The 22275-nt window shown below is 65.0% G+C and carries 20 protein-coding genes; 14 read left to right on the top strand and 6 right to left on the bottom strand.

From position 1 onward, the window contains the following. The first annotated feature begins 37 nt into the window (after nt 1-37). Nucleotides 38-799 (top strand): SOS response-associated peptidase, encoded by a 762-nt coding sequence (locus tag CK218_RS25475; RefSeq protein WP_095829289.1) that lies wholly within the window; start codon nt 38-40, stop codon nt 797-799. A gap of 99 nt (nt 800-898) precedes the next feature. On the opposite strand, the gene CK218_RS25470 is transcribed toward CK218_RS25475, so the two are convergent. Next, nucleotides 899-1054 carry a hypothetical protein gene (locus CK218_RS25470; RefSeq protein ID WP_082953737.1) on the bottom strand — a complete coding sequence of 52 codons (156 nt, stop codon included), beginning with the start codon at nt 1052-1054 and terminating at the stop codon, nt 899-901. 388 nt (nt 1055-1442) lie between these two features. On the opposite strand from CK218_RS25470, the gene cysS reads away from it, so the two are divergent. The 9 genes from cysS to CK218_RS25425 all read left to right on the top strand — a co-directional run bounded on the left by cysS (nt 1443) and on the right by CK218_RS25425 (nt 9299). Further along, the gene (gene cysS, locus CK218_RS25465; protein WP_095829288.1) at nt 1443-2894 is read left to right on the top strand and encodes a cysteine--tRNA ligase; all 1452 of its coding nucleotides are present in this window, start codon (nt 1443-1445) and stop codon (nt 2892-2894) included. Between the two features lie 283 nt (nt 2895-3177). Continuing rightward, entirely contained in the window at nt 3178-3582 is a 405-nt protein-coding gene (locus CK218_RS25460) for a DUF559 domain-containing protein (protein ID WP_095829287.1), read from the top strand. Continuing rightward, on the top strand, nt 3579-3965 hold the full coding sequence (locus CK218_RS25455) for a VOC family protein (RefSeq protein WP_066997387.1): 387 nt from the start codon (nt 3579-3581) through the stop codon (nt 3963-3965). The genes CK218_RS25460 and CK218_RS25455 overlap by 4 nt, the downstream gene beginning before the upstream one ends. A gap of 18 nt (nt 3966-3983) precedes the next feature. Further along, nucleotides 3984-4475, top strand: coding sequence for a GFA family protein (locus CK218_RS25450; protein WP_095829286.1), 492 nt, complete (start codon nt 3984-3986; stop codon nt 4473-4475). Then, nucleotides 4472-4948, top strand: a complete 477-nt coding sequence (locus CK218_RS25445) for a GFA family protein (protein ID WP_095777832.1) — start codon at nt 4472-4474, stop codon at nt 4946-4948. The genes CK218_RS25450 and CK218_RS25445 overlap by 4 nt, the downstream gene beginning before the upstream one ends. Continuing rightward, nucleotides 4945-5910, top strand: coding sequence for a prolyl aminopeptidase (gene pip, locus CK218_RS25440; protein WP_095829285.1), 966 nt, complete (start codon nt 4945-4947; stop codon nt 5908-5910). Before CK218_RS25445 ends, pip begins: the two co-directional genes overlap by 4 nt. Nucleotides 5911-5974: 64 nt before the next feature. Further along, the gene (gene cimA / locus CK218_RS25435; RefSeq protein WP_095829284.1) at nt 5975-7591 is read left to right on the top strand and encodes a citramalate synthase; all 1617 of its coding nucleotides are present in this window, start codon (nt 5975-5977) and stop codon (nt 7589-7591) included. A gap of 82 nt (nt 7592-7673) precedes the next feature. Next, the gene (gene rarD / locus CK218_RS25430; protein WP_095829283.1) at nt 7674-8603 is read left to right on the top strand and encodes an EamA family transporter RarD; all 930 of its coding nucleotides are present in this window, start codon (nt 7674-7676) and stop codon (nt 8601-8603) included. Nucleotides 8604-8612: 9 nt separating this feature from the next. Then, a complete protein-coding gene (locus CK218_RS25425) occupies nt 8613-9299 on the top strand; it encodes a glutathione S-transferase family protein (RefSeq protein WP_095829282.1) in 687 nt (228 codons plus the stop codon). A 4-nt stretch (nt 9300-9303) separates the two neighbouring features. On the opposite strand, the gene CK218_RS25420 is transcribed toward CK218_RS25425, so the two are convergent. The 3 genes from CK218_RS25420 to CK218_RS25410 form a co-directional block, all read right to left on the bottom strand. Then, the gene (locus CK218_RS25420) at nt 9304-9612 is read right to left on the bottom strand and encodes a CorA family divalent cation transporter (RefSeq protein ID WP_245435189.1); all 309 of its coding nucleotides are present in this window, start codon (nt 9610-9612) and stop codon (nt 9304-9306) included. Nucleotides 9613-9740: 128 nt separating this feature from the next. After that, entirely contained in the window at nt 9741-10028 is a 288-nt protein-coding gene (locus CK218_RS30375) for a hypothetical protein (protein ID WP_143749702.1), read from the bottom strand. Nucleotides 10029-10242: 214 nt separating this feature from the next. Further along, a complete protein-coding gene (locus CK218_RS25410) occupies nt 10243-11595 on the bottom strand; it encodes a hypothetical protein (protein ID WP_095829280.1) in 1353 nt (450 codons plus the stop codon). Nucleotides 11596-12056: 461 nt separating this feature from the next. Here CK218_RS25410 and CK218_RS25405 point away from each other — a divergent pair, with 461 nt between their 5' ends. Genes CK218_RS25405 through CK218_RS25395 form a run of 3 tightly spaced genes read left to right on the top strand, consistent with a single transcriptional unit; the run spans nt 12057 to nt 19896 of the window. Then, complete coding sequence (locus tag CK218_RS25405; RefSeq protein WP_245435188.1) at nt 12057-13550, top strand: efflux RND transporter periplasmic adaptor subunit; 1494 nt, start codon at nt 12057-12059, stop codon at nt 13548-13550. Beyond that, nucleotides 13547-16681 carry a multidrug efflux RND transporter permease subunit gene (locus tag CK218_RS25400; protein ID WP_095829279.1) on the top strand — a complete coding sequence of 1045 codons (3135 nt, stop codon included), beginning with the start codon at nt 13547-13549 and terminating at the stop codon, nt 16679-16681. The genes CK218_RS25405 and CK218_RS25400 overlap by 4 nt, the downstream gene beginning before the upstream one ends. Then, nucleotides 16678-19896 (top strand): efflux RND transporter permease subunit, encoded by a 3219-nt coding sequence (locus CK218_RS25395; RefSeq protein WP_095829278.1) that lies wholly within the window; start codon nt 16678-16680, stop codon nt 19894-19896. The genes CK218_RS25400 and CK218_RS25395 overlap by 4 nt, the downstream gene beginning before the upstream one ends. Nucleotides 19897-20194: 298 nt before the next feature. On the opposite strand, the gene CK218_RS25390 is transcribed toward CK218_RS25395, so the two are convergent. After that, a complete protein-coding gene (locus CK218_RS25390; protein WP_066997354.1) occupies nt 20195-20485 on the bottom strand; it encodes a muconolactone Delta-isomerase family protein in 291 nt (96 codons plus the stop codon). Nucleotides 20486-20602: 117 nt separating this feature from the next. Here CK218_RS25390 and CK218_RS25385 point away from each other — a divergent pair, with 117 nt between their 5' ends. Further along, on the top strand, nt 20603-21493 hold the full coding sequence (locus tag CK218_RS25385; protein ID WP_095829277.1) for a LysR substrate-binding domain-containing protein: 891 nt from the start codon (nt 20603-20605) through the stop codon (nt 21491-21493). Nucleotides 21494-21563: 70 nt separating this feature from the next. On the opposite strand, the gene CK218_RS25380 is transcribed toward CK218_RS25385, so the two are convergent. Further along, on the bottom strand, nt 21564-22175 hold the full coding sequence (locus tag CK218_RS25380; RefSeq protein WP_066997348.1) for a TIGR00730 family Rossman fold protein: 612 nt from the start codon (nt 22173-22175) through the stop codon (nt 21564-21566). Between the last annotated feature and the right edge of the window lie 100 nt (nt 22176-22275).

The following is a 22275-nucleotide window of genomic DNA, read 5'->3' as shown; positions in this document are numbered from 1 at the left end:
GCCACTTTCATGGCGATCCCGACCGAAGAGCCAATCCATGTGCGGACGCTTTGCCCTGACCGCCTCGCCGGACCAGACCGCCGCCATTCTTGGCCTGGCGGAGCTGGAGGCGTTTCCGGCCCGCTACAATATCGCTCCGACGCAGCCGGTGCTGATGGCGTTCGCCGGTCCGCCAAGAGCGCCAGGCTCCAACCTGCCAGACCGCCAGGCGATGCTGGTGCGCTGGGGCCTGATCCCGACTTGGGTCGAGGATACGAAGGAATTTCCGCTGCTCTTCAACGCGCGCTCGGAAGGCGTGCTGCAGAAGGCCTCGTTCAAGACCGCCATGCGCCATCGCCGGGCCCTTGTGCCGGCCTCCGGCTTTTATGAATGGCAGCAGTCAGGTAGCGCCAAGGGCCAGCCCTACTGGATCCGGCCGCGGCGGGGCGGGGTGATCGCCTTCGCCGGTCTGATCGAGACCTATGCCGAGCCGGGCGGTTCCGAGATGGACACCGGCGCGATCCTCACCACGCGGGCCAACGCCGGCACCGCCCATATCCACGACCGCATGCCGGTGGTGATCGACGAACGCGATTTCGCCCGCTGGTTGGATTGCCGCACGCAGGAGCCGCGCGACGTGCTCGACCTCCTCAAGCCCGCCGAGCCCGATTTCTTCGAGGCGATTCCGGTTTCCGACCTCGTCAACAAGGTCGCCAACACCGGGCCGGAGATTCAGGAGCGGGGCATGGTCGGGCCTCAGCCCGACAAGGTCAGGCGCCAGAAACCCGGCGCGGACGAAAACCAGATGACCCTGTTTTAGCGAAGGCTGCTAGCGGAGGCCTTCATCTCCAGGGCGAGCATTGGCGTCGCCCTCATTGCCGGCGCTCCGATCATCGGAGACTGCGCCGGTCCTGCCGTTTCAAGCGGCGCGCGGCGAGATGATCTTCTGCGCCGGCTTCTTCTTCTTCGCGGTGTGAAGAAGGGCTGCGACGATGGCCGCAGGGCCGATCGCGCGGTAGTGGCTGGCGAGCGGCTGCTGCGCCGGTCGGCTTTGTTCTTGCTTACTTCGAGGCATTGTTCTCTTCCCTGGTAACGTTTTCGTGTCTGGGTTTGGTGGTCGATTCGGACCAAATCGTGACGTTTGGCGGTCTAGTCCGATAATGTTTCATCACTGTGCCGAGATGCTTAATAAAATGTTTCGGCCGGTTTTTACCTGTGATGGAACGACAGCTTTCCCGAGTTGAGCGACTTGACGGCAACACCTGCGGACGCGATAAAGCCGGGCATGAAAACGTCTTTCGCCATTTGTGGCATTTGCATTATTGGCTAGCCTCGCGCTGGTCCGGACGTTTTCGCCTTATCTTCCCCTAGATTGGACAAACGCCCCGGCCAGCAGGCTGGAGCCCGATTTGCGCCCGCGCGCGGGGAGGCTCCGTCCAACATAAGGGATCGGAAGGGCACGCATGTCTGACGCATCGAAGGGCCTCAGCCTTTACAACACGCTGACGCGGGCGAAGGAGCGTTTCGTTCCGATCGATCCGCAAAACGTGCGCATGTATGTTTGCGGCCCGACGGTCTACGACTTTGCCCATATCGGCAACGCGCGGCCGGCAATCGTCTTCGACGTGCTGTTCCGTTTGCTGCGCCAACTCTATGGCGAAAAGCACGTCACGTATGTGCGCAACATCACGGATGTCGACGACAAGATAAATGCGCGCGCCCTGCGCGATTTCGGCGCCGAGATCGAAGTCGGGACGCTTTCGCTGAACGACGCGATCCGGCGCGTCACCGAAAAGACCGCCGACCAGTACCACAAAGATGTCGCGGCACTCGGCTGTTTGGAGCCGACCCACGAGCCGCGGGCGACCGAATTCGTCGCGCCCCGCGCCGACGGCAAGGCCGACATGCTGTCGCTGATCGCGCAGCTGATCGAGCGCGGCCACGCCTATGTCGCCGGCGGCGAGGTGCTCTTCGACACCGCCTCGATGCCCGATTATGGCGAGCTTTCGAAGCGCAATCTCGACGAGCAGCAGGCCGGCGCCCGCATCGCCGTCGACGCCCACAAGAAGAACCCCGGCGATTTCGTTTTATGGAAACTCTCGACGCCGGAAGAGCCCGGCTGGGAAAGCCCGTGGGGTAGGGGCCGTCCGGGCTGGCACATCGAATGCTCGGCCATGTCGGCCGCCTATCTCGGCGAGATCTTCGACATCCATGGCGGCGGCCTCGACCTGATCTTCCCGCATCACGAGAACGAGATCGCCCAGTCGCGCTGCGCCCACGGCACCAAGGTCATGGCCAATGTCTGGATGCACAACGGCTTCCTTCAGGTCGAGGGCCAGAAAATGTCGAAGAGCCTCGGCAATTTCTATTCGATCCATGAGCTCTTGGAGACCGAGACTTTCGGCGGCAGGAGGTGGCCGGGCGAGGTGCTGCGGCTGGCGATGCTAATGACGCATTACCGCGAGCCGATCGACTTTTCCGTGCGCAAGCTGGAGGAGGCGGAAAACACGCTGCGCAAATGGAAGCGTGCGGCCGATCTAGCGCCCGCGGCGGCGGGGGACCTGCCGGCAGACGTGCTGGAGGCGCTGTCCGACGACCTCGCCACCTACGCTGCCTTTCAGCGATTGACGCAGCTTGCCGGCGAAGCGGTGGAGTTCACTGGCGCCGGCGAGAACGCCGCCGCGGCTTCGCTGAAAGCGGCGCTTGCCTTTCTGGGTTTCGATGCCGGCGCGGCGAAGGTAGATGAGGAAGCGATCGCTGCGGCGATCGCCAGGCGCCTGAAGTTCATCGCCGAGAAGAATTGGGCTGAGGCCGACCGCATCCGCGACGAGCTTCTTGCGCAGGGCGTTCAGCTCAAGGACGGCAAGGATCCTCTCACCGGCCAGCGGGTGACGACCTGGGAGATCAAGCGGTGAGGGTGGCGCAGGGGATCGTTTCAGGACTGGCGGAGGCGCCGGTGACGTCCAATCTCCCCCCTTGCGGGGGAGATGTCCGGCAGGACAGAGGGGGGTGCGAAGGAACTCCAGGGTTTGAGTTTTCCCACTCACACACCCGCTATTTCCTAGGAGGGCAGCACTCTCTCGTTGCTACGTCGGCGGGACAGCACCCCCCTCTGTCCTGCCGGACATCTCCCCCGCAAGGGGGGAGATTAGCTCGGGCGTGCGATTTCGTTAATCGCAAACGTGAGGGCATGTAGCTATGGGCCACGACCTCGTTCCATCCCGTCAGCGCAATAACGCCAAGTCCATGCGGCGTGCCATGACGGATGCCGAGCTGAAACTTTGGAACGAGTTGCGTGCCCACCGCTTGATGGGCATCAGCTTCCGGCGGCAGGTGCCGATCGGACCTTATATCGTTGACTTCGCGTGCTCGGCCCATCGCCTCATAGTCGAGGTCGATGGCAGCCAGCATGGCGATGCGGAACACTTAAACCGTGACGAGGCAAGAAGTGGCTATCTGGCTGCAAGCGGCTGGACCATCCTGCGCTTCTGGAACGACGACGTGATCCGCGATATCGACAATGTCTGCCAGCACATCGTCATTGCGGCCGGCCTGGCCGGCGCGGAAGTGCCGGAGACCGCAACGCAGGAGCTCGTTCCATGATCGATCATCTCGGCATCAGCGTTTCCGATTTCGAAAAGTCCAAGGCGTTCTACGACAAGGCGATGGCGCCGCTTGGCGCTTCGCTGCTCTACATGGTGCCGGAGGAATATACCGCCGGCGCCAAGGTCGGCGGCTATGGCCGCGACCGGCCGGTGTTCTGGCTGAGCGCGGGCAAGGAGAAGCCGAAGGACCATCAGCATGTCGCCTTCACCGCGCGCAGCCGCGCCGAGGTCGACGCCTTCCATGCCGCGGCCCTTGCGGCCGGCGGCAAGGACAATGGCGGGCCGGGGCTGCGTCCGCATTACCACCCCAATTATTACGGCGCCTTCGTCTTCGATCCCGACGGCAACAATGTCGAGGCGGTCTGCCATGATCCGGAGTGAGCTCGATGGGAGGGATCGATGAGCCTTGATAACCGGCCGGTCTATACGGGCGGGTGCCAGTGCGGCGCCGTGCGTTTCCGCGTTGAGGGCGCCCTGGGCGATGCCTCGGTCTGCCATTGCCGCATGTGCCAGAAGGCGAGCGGCAATTTCTATCTGCCGCTGGTCTCGGTGCGCGGCGCCAGGCTGGACTGGACGCGCGGCGGGCCGAAGCGCTTCCGCTCGTCTAACGCGGCATGGCGCGGCTTCTGCGCCGAATGCGGCACGCCGCTGACCTTCGAGGCGCCGGACGGCGTGGCGCTGGCGATCGCGGCCTTCGACGACCCGGCCGGCATCGCGCCAACCATCCAGTGGGGCGTCGAAGCGAAGCTTCCCTATGTCGACGGCGTTTCGAAACTGCCGTCCGAGGAGACGATGGGCGATGTTTCGTCGGCGCCTTATCTCGCCGAGCTCGTCTCCTATCAGCATCCCGATCACGACACGGACCAATGGCCGCCGGAGGAAAAACCATGACCGATGAAATTCGAACCGGCGGCTGCCAGTGCGGCGCCGTGCGCTTCCGCGTCCACGGCAAGCTCGGGCGCCCGTCCATCTGCCATTGCCGCATGTGCCAGAAACAGTTCGGCAATTTCTTCGGCGCCCTGGTGACGGTGCCGAAGGACGGCGTCGAATGGACCCATGAGGAGCCGAGCTATTTCCAGTCCTCGGTCAACATCGATCGCGGCTTCTGCCGCCGCTGCGGCACGCCGCTCACCTACCGCCAGCCGGGTGGGCTGGAGATCGCCATCGGTGCCTTCGACGATCGTTCGGACCTCGCGCCGCAGATCCAGGTCAACTACGCGGTGCGGCTGCCCTGGGTGGAGAAGATCTTCGAGGCGCCGGTCCACGACGACCCCGACTACTATCGACGGCAGGAGCAGATCATCTCCTTCCAGCATCCCGATCACGAGACGGCCAACTGGCCGCAGCAGGGACTGAAACTATGACGATCCACAGCAGCTCCTTGCGCACGCTCTATCCCGAGATCGAGCCGTTCGAAACAGGCATGCTCGATGTCGGTGATGGCCACACCATCTATTGGGAGCGCTGCGGCACCAAAGGCGCCAAGCCAGCCGTGTTCCTGCATGGCGGCCCTGGAGGCACGATCTCGCCCAAACACCGGCGGCTGTTCGACCCGAAACTCTACGACGTCATCCTGCTCGACCAGCGCGGCTGCGGCAAGTCGACGCCCAACGCCTCGCTGGAAGCCAACACCACCTGGCATCTCGTCGCCGACATCGAACGCCTGCGGGAGATGGCGGGCTTCGACAAATGGCTGGTGTTCGGCGGCTCGTGGGGCTCGACGCTGGCGCTCGCCTATGCCGAAACGCATCCCGAGCGCGTCAGCGAGCTCGTCGTGCGCGGCATCTATACGCTCACCCGCGCCGAGCTCGAATGGTACTATCAGTTCGGCGTCTCCGAGATGTTTCCCGACAAGTGGGAACGTTTTCTGGCGCCGATCCCCGAGGCCGAGCGCGGCGACATGATGGCCGCCTACCGCAAGCGGCTGGTGGGCACCGACCGCCAGGCGAAGGTCGAGGCGGCGCTTGCCTGGAGTCTGTGGGAAGGCGAGACGATCACGCTTTTGCCGGAGCCGGAAACCAGCACGCCTTTCGGCCAGGACGACTATGCCATCGCCTTCGCCAGCATCGAGAACCACTATTTCGTCCATGCCGGCTGGCTGGAAGAAGGACAGCTGCTGCGCGATGCCTGGAAGCTGAAGGATATCCCCGGCACCATCGTCCACGGCCGCTACGACATGCCGTGCCCGGCGCGCTATGCCTGGGTCCTGCACAAGGCCTGGCCGAAGGCGGATTTCCACCTCATCGAAGGCGCCGGCCACTCGTATTCGGAGCCGGGGATTCTGGACCGGCTGATCCGGGCGACGGACAAATACGCAGGCAAATAACCATGCAGGTTTGTGGTCTACGGCGCCCCCGGCGCGAAGGATCTCGACTTTTCGAGCTACAGCCATGACGAAGCAACGCCTCTACCTCTTCGACACCACGCTGCGCGACGGCCAGCAGACGCCGGGCATCGACTTTTCCGTCGAGGACAAGATCGCGATCGCCAAGCAGCTCGACGAATTCGGCATCGACTATGTCGAGGGCGGCTATCCCGGTGCCAACCCGACCGACACCGCCTTCTTCCATCAGAAGCGCACGCAAAGCGCGAAATTCGTCGCCTTCGGCATGACCAAGCGGGCAGGGGTTTCGGCCTCCAACGATCCGGGGCTGGCGGCGCTGGTGCAATCGAAGTCGGACGCGATCTGCTTCGTCGCCAAGAGCTGGGACTATCACGTGCGCGTGGCGCTCGGCTGCACCAACGAGGAGAACCTTGAGTCGATAAAAGTCTCGGTCCAGGCGGCGGTCGCCGTCGGCAAGGAGGCGATGGTCGACTGCGAGCATTTCTTCGACGGCTTCAAGGCCAATCCGGCTTACGCGCTGGCCTGCGCCAAGACCGCCTATGATGCCGGGGCGCGCTGGGTGGTGCTATGCGACACCAATGGCGGCACGCAGCCTTCGGAAGTGCGGGCCATCGTCGAGAAGGCGATCGCGAGCGGCATCCCTGGCGACCATCTCGGCATTCATGCCCATGACGACACCGGCCAGGCGGTGGCGAATTCCCTTGCCGCCGTCGAGGCCGGTGTGCGCCAGATCCAGGGCACGCTGAACGGCATCGGCGAGCGCTGCGGCAACGCCAATCTGGTCACAATCATCCCGACGCTCGCGCTCAAGCCGGCCTTCGCCGACCGCTTCGAGACAGGCATTTCGGCCGAAGCACTGACCGGCATTTCGCGGCTCTCCCGCGCTTTCGACGAATTGCTCAACCGCGCGCCGGAAGCTCAGGCGCCCTATGTCGGCTCATCCGCCTTCGCCACCAAGGCCGGCATCCATGCCTCGGCGCTGGCCAAAGAGCCGGCGACTTACGAGCATGTGCCGCCGGAAGCGGTGGGCAACCGCCGCCGCGTCATGGTCTCCGACCAGGGCGGCAAGGCCAATTTTCTGGCCGAATTGAAGCGGCGCGGCATCGACGTGCCGAAGGACGACAGCCGGCTCGACGCGCTCATCGCCGTCGTGAAGGAGCGCGAGGCCGAAGGCTACGCCTATGAGGGCGCCGACGCCTCCTTCGAGCTTTTGGCCCGCAAGATGCTGCACGGCCTGCCGGAGTTCTTCAACGTCACCTCGTTCCGCTGCATGGTCGAGCGCCGCTTCGATGCCAACGGCAACCTGAAGACCGTGTCCGAGGCGATCGTGAAGGTGATGGTCGACGGCGAGGAGAAGATGTCGGTGGCCGAAGGCCACGGCCCGGTCAACGCGCTCGACATCGCGCTGCGCAAGGATCTCGGCAAGTATCAGAACGAGATCGTCGACCTCGAGCTCGCCGACTTCAAGGTGCGCATCCTCAACGGCGGGACCGAAGCCATCACCCGGGTGCTGATCGAATCGCACGATTCCACCGGCGCCCGCTGGTGGACTGTCGGCGTCTCGGAAAACATCATCGACGCCTCCTTCCAGGCGCTGATGGATTCAATCATCTACAAGCTGATGAAGAACCGTGATATGGCTGGCTTAGTCGCGGCGGAGTAGGTTGAACCATCATCAAAAGTCCATTGATCCATCAGAATTTTGCGATGGTCTTGGACGGTCCCCTGGGCCATAGCGTTGGGCAATGGTCACCGCAACAGCCGATCTCGATCAAGACGCCAAGGCTCGCCGCGGCTTCCTTTTGGCGCTCGGCGCCTATTTTCTCTGGGGGCTGTTGCCCTTTTACATGAAAGCGGTGGCGCATCTGCCGCTGATCGAGGTGATCTCGCACCGGATCGTTTGGTCGGTGCCGATCGCTGCTGCCGTGCTGGTTTGGGCCGGCCGCACCGCCGACTTCAAGTCCGCGATCCGCTCGCCGAAAAGCCTCGCCATGGCGGCGCTGACGGCGACGCTCATCTCGGTCAACTGGGGCATCTATGTCTGGGCGATCGCAGTCGACCGCACGGTCGAGACGGCGCTCGGCTACTATATCAACCCGCTGGTCAGCGTGGTGGTCGGCGCCGTTCTCCTCGGCGAACGGCTCGACCAGCTGCAGATCGCGGCGGTGGCGCTGGCCGCCATTGCGGTGACCGTGCTTACTGTCGAGGCCGGCAAATTACCCTGGGTATCGCTGGCATTGGCCTTCTCCTTCGCCGCCTACGGCTTCTTCCGCAAGACGCTGCCGATCGGGCCGAGCCAGGGCTTTCTGCTCGAGGTACTGCTGCTGTCGGTGCCGGCGCTTTGCTACATCGCCTACTTGATCGCCACGGGCGAGGACCATTTCATCTCCAGCACCGGCGGCGACACCGCACTGCTGATCGGCTGCGGCCCGGTGACCGCGGTGCCGCTTCTGCTCTTTGCCTTCGGCGCCAGGCTTTTGCGCCTCTCCACCATCGGCATCATGCAATATATCGCGCCGACCATGGTGTTCCTGATCGCCGTCCTGATCTTCGATGAGCCGTTCGGCACCACGCAAGCCATAGCTTTCGCCCTTATCTGGACTGCGCTGGCCATGTACAGCTGGTCGATGTTCAGAGGGCGCGAGGTCCGCCGGGCGGGTCCCGCGACGAGGTGAGGGTGGCAAATGTATCAGCTTCATATCGGCAACAAGAACTATTCGTCCTGGTCGCTGCGGCCTTGGCTGCTGATGCGGACCCTCGACATTCGCTTCGAGGAGCGGCTGACGCCGTTCCCGACCGGATCGAGTTTCAGCCTCTTCCGGTCATTCTCGCCGAATGGCCGCGTGCCCTGCCTGGTCGACGACGGCTGGGCGGTGTGGGACTCGCTCTCGATCGTCGAATATCTGGCAGAGCGGCATCGAGGCGTCTGGCCGGCCGATGCGAAAGCGCGCGCCTGGGCGCGTTCGGCCACCGCCGAAATGCATTCGAGCTTTACCGCGCTGCGCAATGACTGCCCGATGAGCTGTGGCGTGCGCGTCAAGCTGGCATCGATGTCCGCTGCGCTGAAGCAAGATCTCTTCCGCCTGGGCGACTTGTGGAACGACGGCCTTGCGCGCTTCGGCGGACCGTTCCTAGCCGGAGACCACTTCACCGCGGTCGATGCCTTCTTCGCTCCGGTCGCTTTCCGGGCACAGTCCTATGGACTGGCATTCGAGGGCGCTGCCGCTGCTTATCCCAAGCGGTTGCTCGATCTGCCTGCCATGCGCGAATGGTATGCGGCCGGTCTCGCCGAGACATGGCGCGAGCCGGACCATGAGGCGGAAGTCCGCGCTGCCGGTACTGTCGTCGAGGATCTGCGCGCAAGCGCATAGGACGCTAAACCCGGCCCAGCCGCCGCACGACCATGTAGACGATGCCGGCGACGACGACCGCTATCGCCGTCACCACCCAGAAGCCGAGCGCCGTGTCGACCAGCGGGAGCCCGCCGACATTCATGCCGAACAGGCCGGAGATGATGGTCATCGGCAGCAGCACCGCGGTCATGACGGACAGGATGTAGAGCAGCTGGTTCGACCGCTCAGTCAGCTTCGCCATCAGTTCGTCCTGCAAAAGCCGGGTTCGCGCCTGCAGCTGCTCGCCGTCGTGATGCAGCGTATGCGCGCGGTGCGAGAGCCTTGCCGCCATGTCGCCGGTCGCTTCCGTCGGGACAAGCCTCCACGTCTGAGCGAGCCGCTGCCGCTCAGACCAGATAAGATGGGCCGCCCATGAAAGGGAAAGCCCGCCCCTGGCAATCTGGGACGGGCTGGCCTTGGCTAGCACCCTTCGGTGGTCTTTTTCATCTGGCCAGGCGCGGCCGTTTTCGCATCGGTATCCTGCTGTCCGGGAGCTGCCTGTTTCGCGCTGCCCGTCTGCTGGCCAGGCGCGCAGTCCTTTGCCGAATTGGTCGCGCCCGTGGTGGTCGGGTCGGTGTCCTGTGTGCTGGGTGTCGTTGTCGTGGTCGTCGTCGTCGTGGACGATCCGCTGGTGGTGCTGCTGGATTGCGCCATGGCAAGGCCGGCGGACATGGCCACAATGGCTGAAGCGAGAAGAAGCCGTTTCATTCATCATCTCCTGGAAGCGGCGATGTCCCTTCTCTTGTGAAACAGCGAAAGGAAGCGTCGGTTCCCTTGGCTGCAGCCGGTGCTTACCAGGAAGGAGCCGGTGCCCTACTTGACGAGGCCGAGCGTGACCCGCGCGCCGGTGCCGGCAGGCGCTTGCGCGAAGGCAAGTCCAGCCCGCAGCTGGCGCCAGTGATAAAAGCAAGACTGAACAGTCCTACTCCTGCTGTCCCGCCAACGCCGCCTGAACGGCCGCGATTCCGGGATCGCGACCTTTGAGCAGATCGTCGATCGACCATGGCGCGGCAATGTCGGGCTCTAGCGTCTTGAGCGCAACCGGCTTGCGGCCCTTGCCTTCGTCGATGGCGGCGACAAGCACGGGCCTCGTGCCGGTGGCGGAACTCGGTTGCGCCATGCCGACGAAACAGTCGGCGTAGGCCTTGCAGCCGTTTTGAAGGTCGTAGCGCTGCGTCGCGGACTGCAGCACGAGGCCCGAATGCGGCAGCGTCACCTGCTGCTGATCGGCGAAGAACATCATGCGGTCGCCGGGCGCTTCGCCGACCAGTGTGACCCTGTCCCCACCAGCCTGCTTGAGATAGGCGACGTCGACAATTCCCGCCGAAAAGGTAATCGGGCTTTCCAGAACGAACAGCCGTCCCGGCGGTTTGACGCGGGACGGCCAGGAACTGAGGACATCGCGGGTCAGCATCAAGTTGCCGCCGGTGTTGAAGCGCATATCGAGGACGAGGTTCTTGCGGCCGAGACGGACCCGGGCGGCTTCGACCTCAGCCAGGAAATCGGCGATCTTCCCGGTCTTGCCGTCGACGTTGCGCCTGATCTCGGCGACGACGCCATCGAGTTCGGGCGCATCGCGCCAGCGGAAAGGCTGTTCCTGATCCTGCAGCGGCCAGGGCGCGCGGCCCTTGGGAAAAATCTTCACCCAGCCGCGGCGCTGCGGCTCCGGGGCGAGCTTGCGGTCGATGATGCGGCCGTCGGGCGTCTGGAAGCGAAAGGTCGCGTCGCCGGCGGCATTGGCGAGCCCGAGCGCATGCAGCAGATCGGGCCGGACGATCGCGTCGGTCGCCTCGATGTCGCGCCATGCCGCCACGCCGCCATGCAGGCTGCGCAGCGCCGAGGAGACTTCAGCAGCCGGATGGCCGTCGATGCCGGCGAGTCGGCTGCCCAGCAGATCGCCGTTTTGCGGGCTGGCCGCTATGACGTAGAAGGCGCCGTCAATGGGTAGCAAAGACATCGCCACACCATTGGCGCGCGGCAACTTGCAGGTCGTGTGACCATTGTCGGCCAGTGCCGCGATCTGGCAGAGATCGACAGCGAAGACGGTCGCGTCGGTCGGACCTGCCGCGGTTTCGAGCGCCTGCAGCCGCGATGCCGCTTCCACGCGGGCGGCGCTGGAAAAAGACTTGTCGACATCGAGGAAGTCGTGACGGAAGACTTTCAGATCCTCGACCTGTGCGTCATGCGAGGTGACCCCGTCCGGACTTTGCACGGTCGCGTGGCCGAGCGCCAACAGGCTGAGCAGGGGCAAGGCGAGCAGCCGTGCAAAGGTCATGGCTTCCCTCTTCGATCGCGATCCGGCCCGCTGCCGATAAAGCTGAGGAATAGGGCAGCTTCGCACGTCGCTGCGTTCACATCTTTGCGAGCGGGATGGAGTGGGGTCCCCCTCGGAGGCTGCGGTTGCGCCGGACGGGAACGACGTCCGACCGTCGAAAAGGCGGTCCGCCGCGCGGGCCGGGTTCACCCCTTAAAGCCTTGTCATCATTGGCCGGCGCGGCGCGGCCGGTCACTCTCACGCGATGGGGGCACGGTAGCCGAACAGCTCGCCCGGGCATGCATTTGTGAGTGTGGTCTTCAACCTAACCCATTCAATTCTTACGGGAATTTAATGTCGCGCACAATTGCATGGCCGGGTTCCGGCGTTATGTTCCCGGCCGGATTGCGTCTTGGGCCTGTGACTCTGGCCAAGGACGTGGTTGACCTGGCCGCATGCTGGTTCGATGGATAGGTGACAAAGTGGACGACGAAGTCGCCAGCCGGCTACAGCCGCTCCGTGAGCCGATGGCAGACATCAAGCCGGTGGTCGTGCGTCGCCGGCGCCGCGGCTGGATGGTCGCGCTGCTGCTGGTCGCGGCTGGAGCGGGCGTCGCCTTCTGGCTCCATCCAGCACCGGTGCACCAGCAAGGCGCGCGCGGCGGCGGGCGCTTCCGGGGCGGCGATCTCGGCGCGCAGCCGGTCGCAGTCGCCTCGGTGACGCAGGCCGACATCCCGATCACGCTGGAGGCGCTGGGCACGGTGACCTCGCTGTCGACGGTGACCGTGCGCCCGCAGGTCAGCGGGCAGATCACCGCGATCGCCTTCACCGAAGGGGAAATGGTGAAGAAGGGCGATTTTCTTGCCCAGGTCGACGACCGCACTCTCCAAGCCTCGCTGCATCAGCTGCAGGGGCAATTGAAGCACGACCAGGCGCTGCTGACCGATGCCAGGCTCGACCTCGACCGCGATCTGAAGCTGACCTCCAACGCCATCACGCAGCAGGCGGTCGACCTGCAGCGCGCGACCGTGCAATCCGACGAGGGCACGGTCATGTCCGACCAGGCGCAGATCGAGGCCGTCGAGGTCAATATCGCCAACAGCCATATCGTTGCACCTGCCGACGGCCGCATCGGCCTCAGGCTGGTCGATCAGGGCAATTACGTCACGCCTTCCGACAGCACCGGCATTGCGGTGATCACCGAGATGCAGCCGATTTCGGTGCTATTCTCGCTGCCCGAGGACACCCTCGCCGAAGTGCTGGAACAGACGCATGGCAATGCCGGGCTCAAGGCTACCTTGTTCGACCGCAACGACACCAAGCAGATCGCCGAAGGCACGCTGCAGACGATCGACAACCAGATCGATCCGACCACCGGCACCGTGAAGCTGCGCGCCGTGTTTGCTAACGCCGACGGCGGGCTTTATCCCAACCAGTTCGTCAACGTGCATCTCCTGGTGCGCACCCTGACCGGCGTGACGGTGCTGCCCAACGCCGCCATCCAGCACGGCGCTCCAGGCACTTTCGTCTATCAGCTCAACGACGACAGCACTGTCTCGGTAAAGACCGTTTCCCTTGGCCCGGGCGACGCCTCGGTCACGCAATTGCTGTCGGGCCTTCCGCCGGGCGCCAAGGTGGTCGTCGATGGCGTCGACCGGCTGAAGGACGGCGCCAAGGTGACCGTGCCTGACAACGGCGCCGCGCCGACCGCCGGCGCTGCATCTCCCGCGCAGCCGCAAGCCGCGGGTAGGGGCAGCGGGGCCGCCGGTGCGCCGGCCGCCGCGACCAGCAATACGTCTGCCGTCAACCCCGGCAACGCGCCCGCGATCTCGAGCAGCCAGCGCCGAGGTTCGGCAGGCGACGGCGCGGACGCATCGGGCGATGCCGGCCGCAAGCACCACCGCCACCATCGTCGCGACGGCAACGGTAATAGCGGCAGCAGCGGAAATGGCGGCGACAGCGGCGAAGCCCAATGAGCACGCCAAGCGGTCTCGTCTCCGGCTGGCTCAACCCGTCGCGGCCCTTCATCCTGCGGCCGGTGGCCACCACGCTGATCATGGCGACCATCCTGGTGGTCGGCATGATCGCCTATCTTTTCCTGCCGCTCTCGGCCTTGCCTGAGGTCGACTACCCGACGATCCAGGTGCAGACCTTCTATCCCGGCGCCAGCCCGGAGGTCATGACGACTTCGGTCACCGCGCCCCTGGAGCGCCAGTTCGGCCAGATGCCGGGGCTGGAGCAGATGTCGTCGGGGAGTTCGGCCGGCGCCTCGGTCATCACGCTGCGCTTCAGCCTCGACCTCAGCCTGGACATTGCCGAGCAGGAGGTCCAGGCGGCGATCAACGCGGCCGGCAACCTTCTGCCCGCCGACCTGCCGGCGCCGCCGATCTACGCCAAGGTGAATCCGGCCGACGCGCCGATCCTGACGCTGGCGATCACCTCGAAGACGCTGCCGCTGACCGAAGTCGAGAACTATGCCGAGACGCGGCTGGCGCAAAAGATCTCGCAGCTTCCGGGCGTCGGGCTGGTCAGCATATCCGGCGGCGAGCGGCCGGCCGTGCGCATCCGCGTCAAGCTCAAGGCGCTGGCCGCCATGGGGCTCAACATCGACGATCTGCGCACCACCATCGGCACGCTTAACGTCAACACGCCGAAAGGCAGCTTCGACGGGCCGGCGCGTTCCTATACCATCAACGCCAACGACCAGATCAGCGACCCCAAGACCTATGCGGATATGGTCGTCGCTTACCGCAACGGCGCGCCGGTCAGGCTGGGCGAGGTCGCCGATATCATAGAGGGGCCGGAGAACTCGAAGCTGGGCGCTTGGGAAAACCGCTCGCCGGCGATCCTGCTCAACATCCAGCGCCAGCCCGGCGCCAACGTCATCCGCGTCGTCGACTCGGTGAAGGCGCTGCTGCCGCAGCTTCGCGCCGGCTTGCCGGCGGCGGTCACCGTCGAGCCGCTGACCGACCGCACGACCACCATCCGTGCCTCAGTCCATGACGTCGAGTTCGAGCTGGCGACGGCGGCGCTTCTGGTCGTGCTCGTCACCTTCCTGTTCCTGCGCAACATTCCGGCGACGATCATTCCGAGCCTGTCGGTGCCGCTGTCGCTGATCGGCACGTTCGCGGTCATGTATCTTTGGGGCTTCAGCCTCGACAATCTGTCGCTGATGGCGCTGACCATCGCCTCCGGCTTCGTCATCGACGACGCCATCGTCATGATCGAAAACATCTCGCGTTTCATCGAGCATGGCGACGATCCGGTCACCGCCGCGCTCGAAGGCTCGGCCCAGATCGGCTTCACCATCATCTCGCTCACCGTCTCGCTGATCGCGGTGCTGATCCCGCTTCTGTTCATGGGCGACGTCGTCGGCCGCCTGTTCCACGAATTCGCCATCACGCTTGCGATCGCCATCGTCATTTCGGCCATCGTCTCGCTGACTCTGGTGCCGATGATGTGCGCCAGGCTCCTCAAGCCGCCGTCCGAACGCAGGCAGGGCGCGCTGGCGCGCGGCGCCGAGGCCGGCTTCGACGCTGTCGCGAATGGCTATGCCGCCGCCTTGCGGTGGGTGCTCGACCGTCAGGCGCTGACGCTGCTGGTCGCCGCAGCCACGCTTGCGCTCACCGTCTATCTCTATGTTGTCATCCCGAAAGGCTTCTTCCCGGTTCAGGACACCGGCGCGATTTCGGCGGTCACCGAGGCCGCGGGCTCGGCCTCCTACGCCGACATGGCAGCGCACCAGCAGGCGCTCGCCGATGTCATCCTGAAGGACCCGGATGTCGCGAGCCTGTCGTCCTTCATCGGCGTCGACGGCCAGAACATGACCGCCAACAGTGGCCACATGCTGATCAATCTCAAGCCGCGCGACGAGCGCGCGGCCGATGCCAGCGCGATCATCCGGCGGCTGGCTCGGGAGACCGACGTCGTGACCGGCATCGCGCTGCATATGCAGCCGGTGCAGGACCTGAGCGTGGACTCCACCTCCAGCGCGTCGCAGTACCAATACGTTCTGCAGGATTCGGATCCGGCCGAGCTGGCGACGTGGACATCAAAGCTCACCGATAGGCTGGTGGCACTTCCCGAACTCGCCGACGTAGCCAGCGACAGCCAGCAGAGCGGGCTTGCGGTCGACATCACCATCGACCGAGCGACGGCGGCACGCTTCGGGATTACGCCAGCGACCGTCGACAACGCGCTCTACGATGCCTTCGGCCAGCGCATCATCTCGACCATCTTCACCCAGTCGAACGAATACCGCGTCATCATTGAAGCCGACCCCTCGGTGGGACAGACGCCGGCTTCGCTGGGCTCGATCTACCTGCCGTCCTCCGGTTCCGGCCAGGTGCCGCTATCGGCGATCGCCAATATCAGTGTCCGGCAGGCGCCGCTGCTGGTGAACCACCTTGCCCAGTTCCCGGCCGCGACCATCTCCTTCAACCTCGCCCCGGGCGTGTCGCTCGGCGACGCCACCGCGGCGATCAGCAAGGCGGAACATGACATGCAGCCGCCCGCCGGCCTGGTCACCGGCTTCCAGGGCGCCGCGCTTGCCTTGCAAAGCTCGCTCTCCAACGAGCTGCTGCTGGTGCTCGCGGCAGTCGCCACCGTCTATGTCGTGCTTGGCGTGCTTTATGAGAGCTTCATCCACCCGCTGACGATCCTCTCGACGCTGCCCTCGGCAACCGTGGGCGCGCTGGTGGCGCTGATGCTCGCCGGCCACGATCTCGACGTGATCGGCATCATCGGCATCGTGCTCTTGGTCGGCATCGTCAAGAAGAACGCCATCATGATGATCGACTTCGCCCTGCAGGCCGAGCGCCTGCAGGGGCTGGACCCGCGCGAGGCGATTTACGAAGCCTGCTTGCTGCGGTTGCGGCCGATCCTGATGACGACGATGGCCGCGCTTTTCGGGGCGCTTCCGCTCCTGCTCGGCGGCCTTGCCGGCTCGGAATTGCACCAGCCGCTCGGCATCACCATCGTTGGCGGGCTGATCGTCAGCCAGGTGCTGACGCTCTTCACCACGCCGGTGATCTACCTTGCCTTCGATAGACTGACGCGGTCGGGGGCGCGTGAAGCGAGAGCGCCGGCCGGCGGGCTCACGCCGTGAACCTCTCCGCGCCCTTCATCGCCAGGCCGGTCGCCACGACGCTGCTGGCCATCGGATTGGCGGCGGCGGGCCTGATCGCATACGTCAATCTTCCCGTCGCGCCGCTGCCCAAGGTGGATTTCCCGACCATCTCGGTGCAGGCTTCGATGCCAGGCGCCAGCCCCGACACGATGTCGACCGATGTCGCGGCGCCGCTCGAACGCCATCTCGGCCAGATCGCCGGCGTTTCCGAGATGACGTCGCGCTCCGGCACCGGCTCGACCAACGTGGTGCTGCAATTCGACCTCGATCGCGACATCAACGGCGCCGCGCGCGATGTTCAAGCCGCCATCAACGCCGCGCGCGCCGACCTCCCGTCCGACCTGCGCAGCAACCCGACCTACCGCAAATACAATCCCGCCGACGCGCCGGTGATGATCCTGGCGCTGACCTCGCGCACACTCACACCCGGTCAGCTCTACGATGCCGCCGCGACCGTGCTCCAGCAGCGCCTGTCCCAGGTCGAGGGCGTCGGCAATGTCGATCTCGGCGGCTCGTCGCTGCCCGCCGTTCGGGTGGAGCTCAATCCAGGCGCGCTGTTCCATTACGGCATCGGCCTAGAGGATGTGCGTGCGGCACTTGCCTCGGCCAATGCCCGCAGTCCGAAGGGCTTCGAGGAAGGCGGCGCGCTCCGCTACCAGCTCTACACCAACGACCAGGCGAGCCATGCCGCCGACTATCGCGACCTGGTGATCGCTTGGCGCAACAGTGCGGCGGTGCGCCTCGCCGACATCGCAGATGTCGAGGACTCGGTCGAGGACGTGCGCAATCTCGGCCTCGCCAATGGCGTGCCGGCCGTGCTTTTGGTGCTCTATCGCGAGCCCAACGCCAACATCATCGACACGGTCGACCGCGTGCGCGCGCTGATCCCGACACTGCAGGCTTCGGTGCCGGCGGATGCACGCCTCAGCATCGCGTCCGACAGCAGCCTCACCATCCGCGGCTCGCTGCGCGACACCGAGCTGACGCTGGTGCTGGCGGTGCTGCTGGTCGTGTTCGTGGTGTTCTGCTTTTTGCGCGACTGGCGCGCGGCGCTGATCCCGAGCGTGGCGCTGGTCGTCTCGATCCTCGGCACCTTCGGAGCGATGTACCTGCTCGGCTACACGCTCGACAATCTGTCCTTGATGGCGCTCACCATCGCCACCGGCTTCGTCGTCGACGACGCCATCGTGGTGCTGGAAAACATCATGCGCCACATCGAGGACGGCATGCCGCGCGGCCGGGCGGCGCTGGTCGGCGCTCAGGAGGTCGGCTTCACCGTTCTGTCGATGAGCGCTTCTCTCGTCGCCGTGTTCCTGCCGATTCTGTTGATGGGCGGCATACTCGGCCGCCTGTTCCAGGAATTCGCCATGACCTTGTCGCTGGCCATCGCCATTTCGCTGGTGCTGTCGCTGACGGTGACGCCGATGATGTGCGCGCATTTTTTGCGCGCGGGTGCAGTCCGGTCGGAGCGCCGTTCCATCCTCGCCCGCTTCGGCGAAAGCGTCTTCGAGCGCGTCCGCGCCGGCTACGGCCGCTCGCTCGCCTGGTCGCTCGACAATGCCGAGGCGATGCTCATCATCCTGATCGCGGCCGTCGCGTTCAACGTCTACCTCTATACGATCGTGCCGAAGGGCTTCTTCCCGCAGCAGGACACCGGCGAGCTGATCGGCGGCCTGCGCGCCGACCAGGCCATTTCCTTCCAATTGATGCGGCAGAAATTCGAGCGGCTGGAGACGATCCTGAAGAGCGACCCGGCGGTGGCGAACGTCGTCGGCTACATCGGCGGCCGCCAGACCAACTCCGGCTTCGTCTATGTCAACCTGAAGCCGAAGGGCGATCGTGCGCCGCTGCAAGCGGTGCTGGGGCGGCTGCGCGCGCAGCTCAGGCAATTGCCCGGCGCGCAGCTCTTCCTCAACCCGCGCCAGGAGATCAGGGTCGGCGGCCGCCAAAGCCTCGCCACGTATCAATACACGCTGCAGGCCGATACGACCGCGGATCTCGACGAATGGGCGCCGAAACTCGTCGAATTGCTGAAACAGGCGCCGGAGCTAACCGACGTCAATTCGGACCGCGACGAGGCCGGGCTCGAAACCAACATCACCGTCGACCGCGAGAGCGCGGCCCGGCTCGGCCTGACGCCGGCGAGCATCGACAACACGCTTTACGACGCCTTCGGCCAGCGCCAGGTGTCGACCATCTTCAACGCCCGCAACCAATATCACGTGGTGATGGAAGTCGCGCCGCGCTATCTGCAGGATCCGAGCGCGCTCAACGGCATCTATGTCAGCACCTCGGGCGCGGCGGCGAGCGGCACGCAGAAGACCAACGCACTGGCCGGCAGCCTGTCGGGCTCGCTGCAGAATCAGGCAACCAATGCGATCGCCGTCACCGGCCACGGCAGCGCCTCGAGCGGCGCCGCCGTCAGCACCTCGGCCGAGACCATGGTGCCGCTCGCCGCCTTCAGCACCTACGGTCCGGCGACCACGCCGCTTTCGGTCAACCACCAGGGCCACTTCGTCGCCACGACGATCTCGTTCAACCTTGCCGATGGCGCCACGCTCGGCGACGCCTCGGCAGCAATCGACCGCGCCATGGCGGAGCTGAAGATGCCGGTGTCGATCCACGGCTCGCTTGCCGGCACCGCACTCGCCTTCCGCTCCAACCTGCTCAACGAGCTTCTGCTGATCGCTGCCGCACTCGCCACGATCTATGTCGTGCTCGGCGTGCTCTACGAAAGCTACGTGCACCCGATCACCATCCTGTCGACGCTGCCCTCGGCCGGCATCGGCGCGCTGCTCGCGCTCATCGTCACCGGCATGGAATTCGACGTGATCTCGCTGATCGGCATCATCCTCTTGATCGGCATCGTCAAGAAGAACGCCATCATGATGATCGATATGGCCTTGCAGGCCGAGCGCCAGGAAGGGCTTGCGCCGCGAGAAGCAATCCACAAGGCGAGCCTCCAGCGCTTCCGGCCGATCATGATGACGACCTTTGCGGCTTTGCTCGGCGCATTGCCGTTGGCGCTCGAGACCGGCACTGGGGCGGAGCTGCGCCAGCCGCTCGGCATCGCGATCGTCGGCGGCCTCATCGTCTCGCAGCTTCTCACGCTCTACACCACGCCGGTCGTCTATCTCTATCTCGACCGGCTCAGCGCCCGCAGACCGACGCTGCGAGTGGCGCCGGCGGAGTGATCGGCACCGCGACCTTGGACTGTTCGACCGCGCGAAGCGAACAGTTCGGCCCATGAGGCGGCGCGCCTTCATATCGCTCGACGCCACCCAACGCGCTTGATCGTGAGATCTGTGCTATCGCTTCGTGAACTGGCACGATGCTTCATCATCGGATGCGCCCTCGAAGGGCGCGACCAGTTCCTGCTCACCCGGCCATGCCCGAGCGCTACACCGGGGCGTCGCGGGCGGGCCTTTTGCGTCGCATCTTTGGTCTATAGGTGCTGCCGGGTGAGCGGCAGCACCTCTCTTCATGCCGGTCTCAGCGCTTCGGGCCGAAGCCGGGATAGGGATTGAGCGGCACGATCGCCGCGATGTCCATCATTCCGGCCTCGACCAGGGGCAGGGTGGCGAGATGGCCGCGCACCTCTTTGTCGTCGGCAGCCTCGAACATCATGCCGCTGCCGGGGATGTCACCGCGGTTCCAGACCTGGCGCACGGCGCCTTGCGCATAGAGCGTGCGCCGCTGCTCGGCTTCGCCCGGAAGCAGCGGCGCGAAATCGCTATCGCTGAACTTTTCGGTGTTGCGGGTGAGAAGGGCAAAGAACTGCATGGCGGTCTCCTTTGTGGCCGGTTGATGCGGAAGATATCGCGCCGGCTGGTCAGACTGTCCAAGACTGATTAGGCTAAAAGATCAGACCTTGAAGGACTTAAATCATAGAGACGCAGAATGCTTGACCTGCGGCAGATCCGCTATTTCGTTGCCGTCGCCGAGGCCGGCAATGTCGGCCGCGCCGCCGAGCAGTTGCATATCTCGCAGTCCCCCTTGAGCCGGCAGATCATGCACCTCGAGGAGCAACTCGGCGTCACGCTTTTCGAGCGATCGAAGCAGCGCGTCCATCTCAACGCCGAGGGCAGGGCTTTCCTTGCCGAGGCGCGCGCTCTGCTCGTCAATGCCGCGCGGCTGGAGGAGCTCGGCCGCAAGCTTGCAAGCGGCGCGACCGGCAGCCTCGCCATCGGCTACGTCGAGGGGGCGGTGCATGCCGGGCTGATCGCCGCGATGCTCAGGGAATTCCGCCGCGAGCGGCCGGATTTTCATCTGCAACTGAGAAGCCGCCGCACGGCCGCGCAGTTCGAGGATCTGCGCCAGCGCGTGCTCGACCTCGGATTCATCTACGCGCCGGCGCCGCAAGGCGATCCGGATATCGAGAGCATGCTGGTGCGGCGCGAACCGCTGGTGCTGGCGATCCCCGAAGGCGATCCGCTTGTCGATGCGAGCGACATCAGGCCCCGCCATCTTGACGCCCGCGTCTGGATCACCGTCGTGCGCCAACCCGACGACACCAACCGAGCCCAATTCCTGGCGGCCTGCGTGGAGGCCGGTTTCGTGCCCGACATCGCCTACGAGACGGCCGATCCCTTGACCTCGCTCGGCCTGGTCAGCGCCGGGCTGGGCCTGGCGACGGTACAGGAAAGCCTGCAAAGCGCCGCGCCGGCCGGCATCGTCTTTCGCGACCTGCCATGGTTCAAGCGCAGCGTTGAAATCCATCTCGCCTGGCGGCGCAATGACCGGAGGGCGGTGATTGAGGATTTGAGGAGGACGGTGAGCGGTGAATGGTGAATAGCGAATAGTTACTATCTGGCAGTGGACAGATTTCGGCTCGCGCGATCCGCACTATTCACCATTCACCTTACATTTTGTCGATCACCGCCTGCACGCCTTCCGTCGGCGCGTCGACCGACGAGCCCGCCACCATGATGGCGGCGACGATTGCCTCGGGGTCGTTGACCACCAGCGGCTTCACCCTATGTGCGGTGTGGATGAAGCCTTCGCCCGACATGTGCTCGATGAGCGCCAGCATCGGGTCCCAGAAGGCCTTGATGTTGGCGAACACGATCGGCTTGCGGTGATGGCCGAGTTGCGCCCAGGTCATGATCTCGACGATCTCCTCGACCGTGCCGATGCCGCCCGGCAGCGCCACGAAGGCGTCGGATTTCTCGAACATCCTGTGCTTGCGCTCGTGCATGTTGTCGGTGATCACCAGCTCGTCGAGCTTGTCGAGAGCGGTCTCGGTCGCCTCCTTGTTGATCAGGAAGCGCGGGATGATGCCGGTCACCTTGCCGCCGGCCTTGAGTGCCCCGTCTGCGACGGCGCCCATGATTCCCTTGGTGCCGCCGCCATAGATCAGGCGCAGGCCGGACTTCGCCAGCGAGCGGCCGAGCAGGTGGCCGGCCTTGACATAGGCCTCGTCGCGGCCCGGAGACGAACCGCAATAGACGCAGACGGATCGAATCGTGTTCATGTCATGATTGGTGATAGGGACGGTTGGCGCGGTCAAGCCCAAGGACGGGCTTTTTCTTGTGAGCTTGGTGAAAACACGCTAGACCGGCGTTAGGTGGCTA

This window comes from Mesorhizobium sp. WSM3879 (genome assembly GCF_002294915.1).
Classification (GTDB): Bacteria; Pseudomonadota; Alphaproteobacteria; order Rhizobiales; family Rhizobiaceae; genus Mesorhizobium.
Note: the sequence above shows the minus strand (reverse complement) of the source record. Positions and strands in the feature narration are given on the sequence as shown.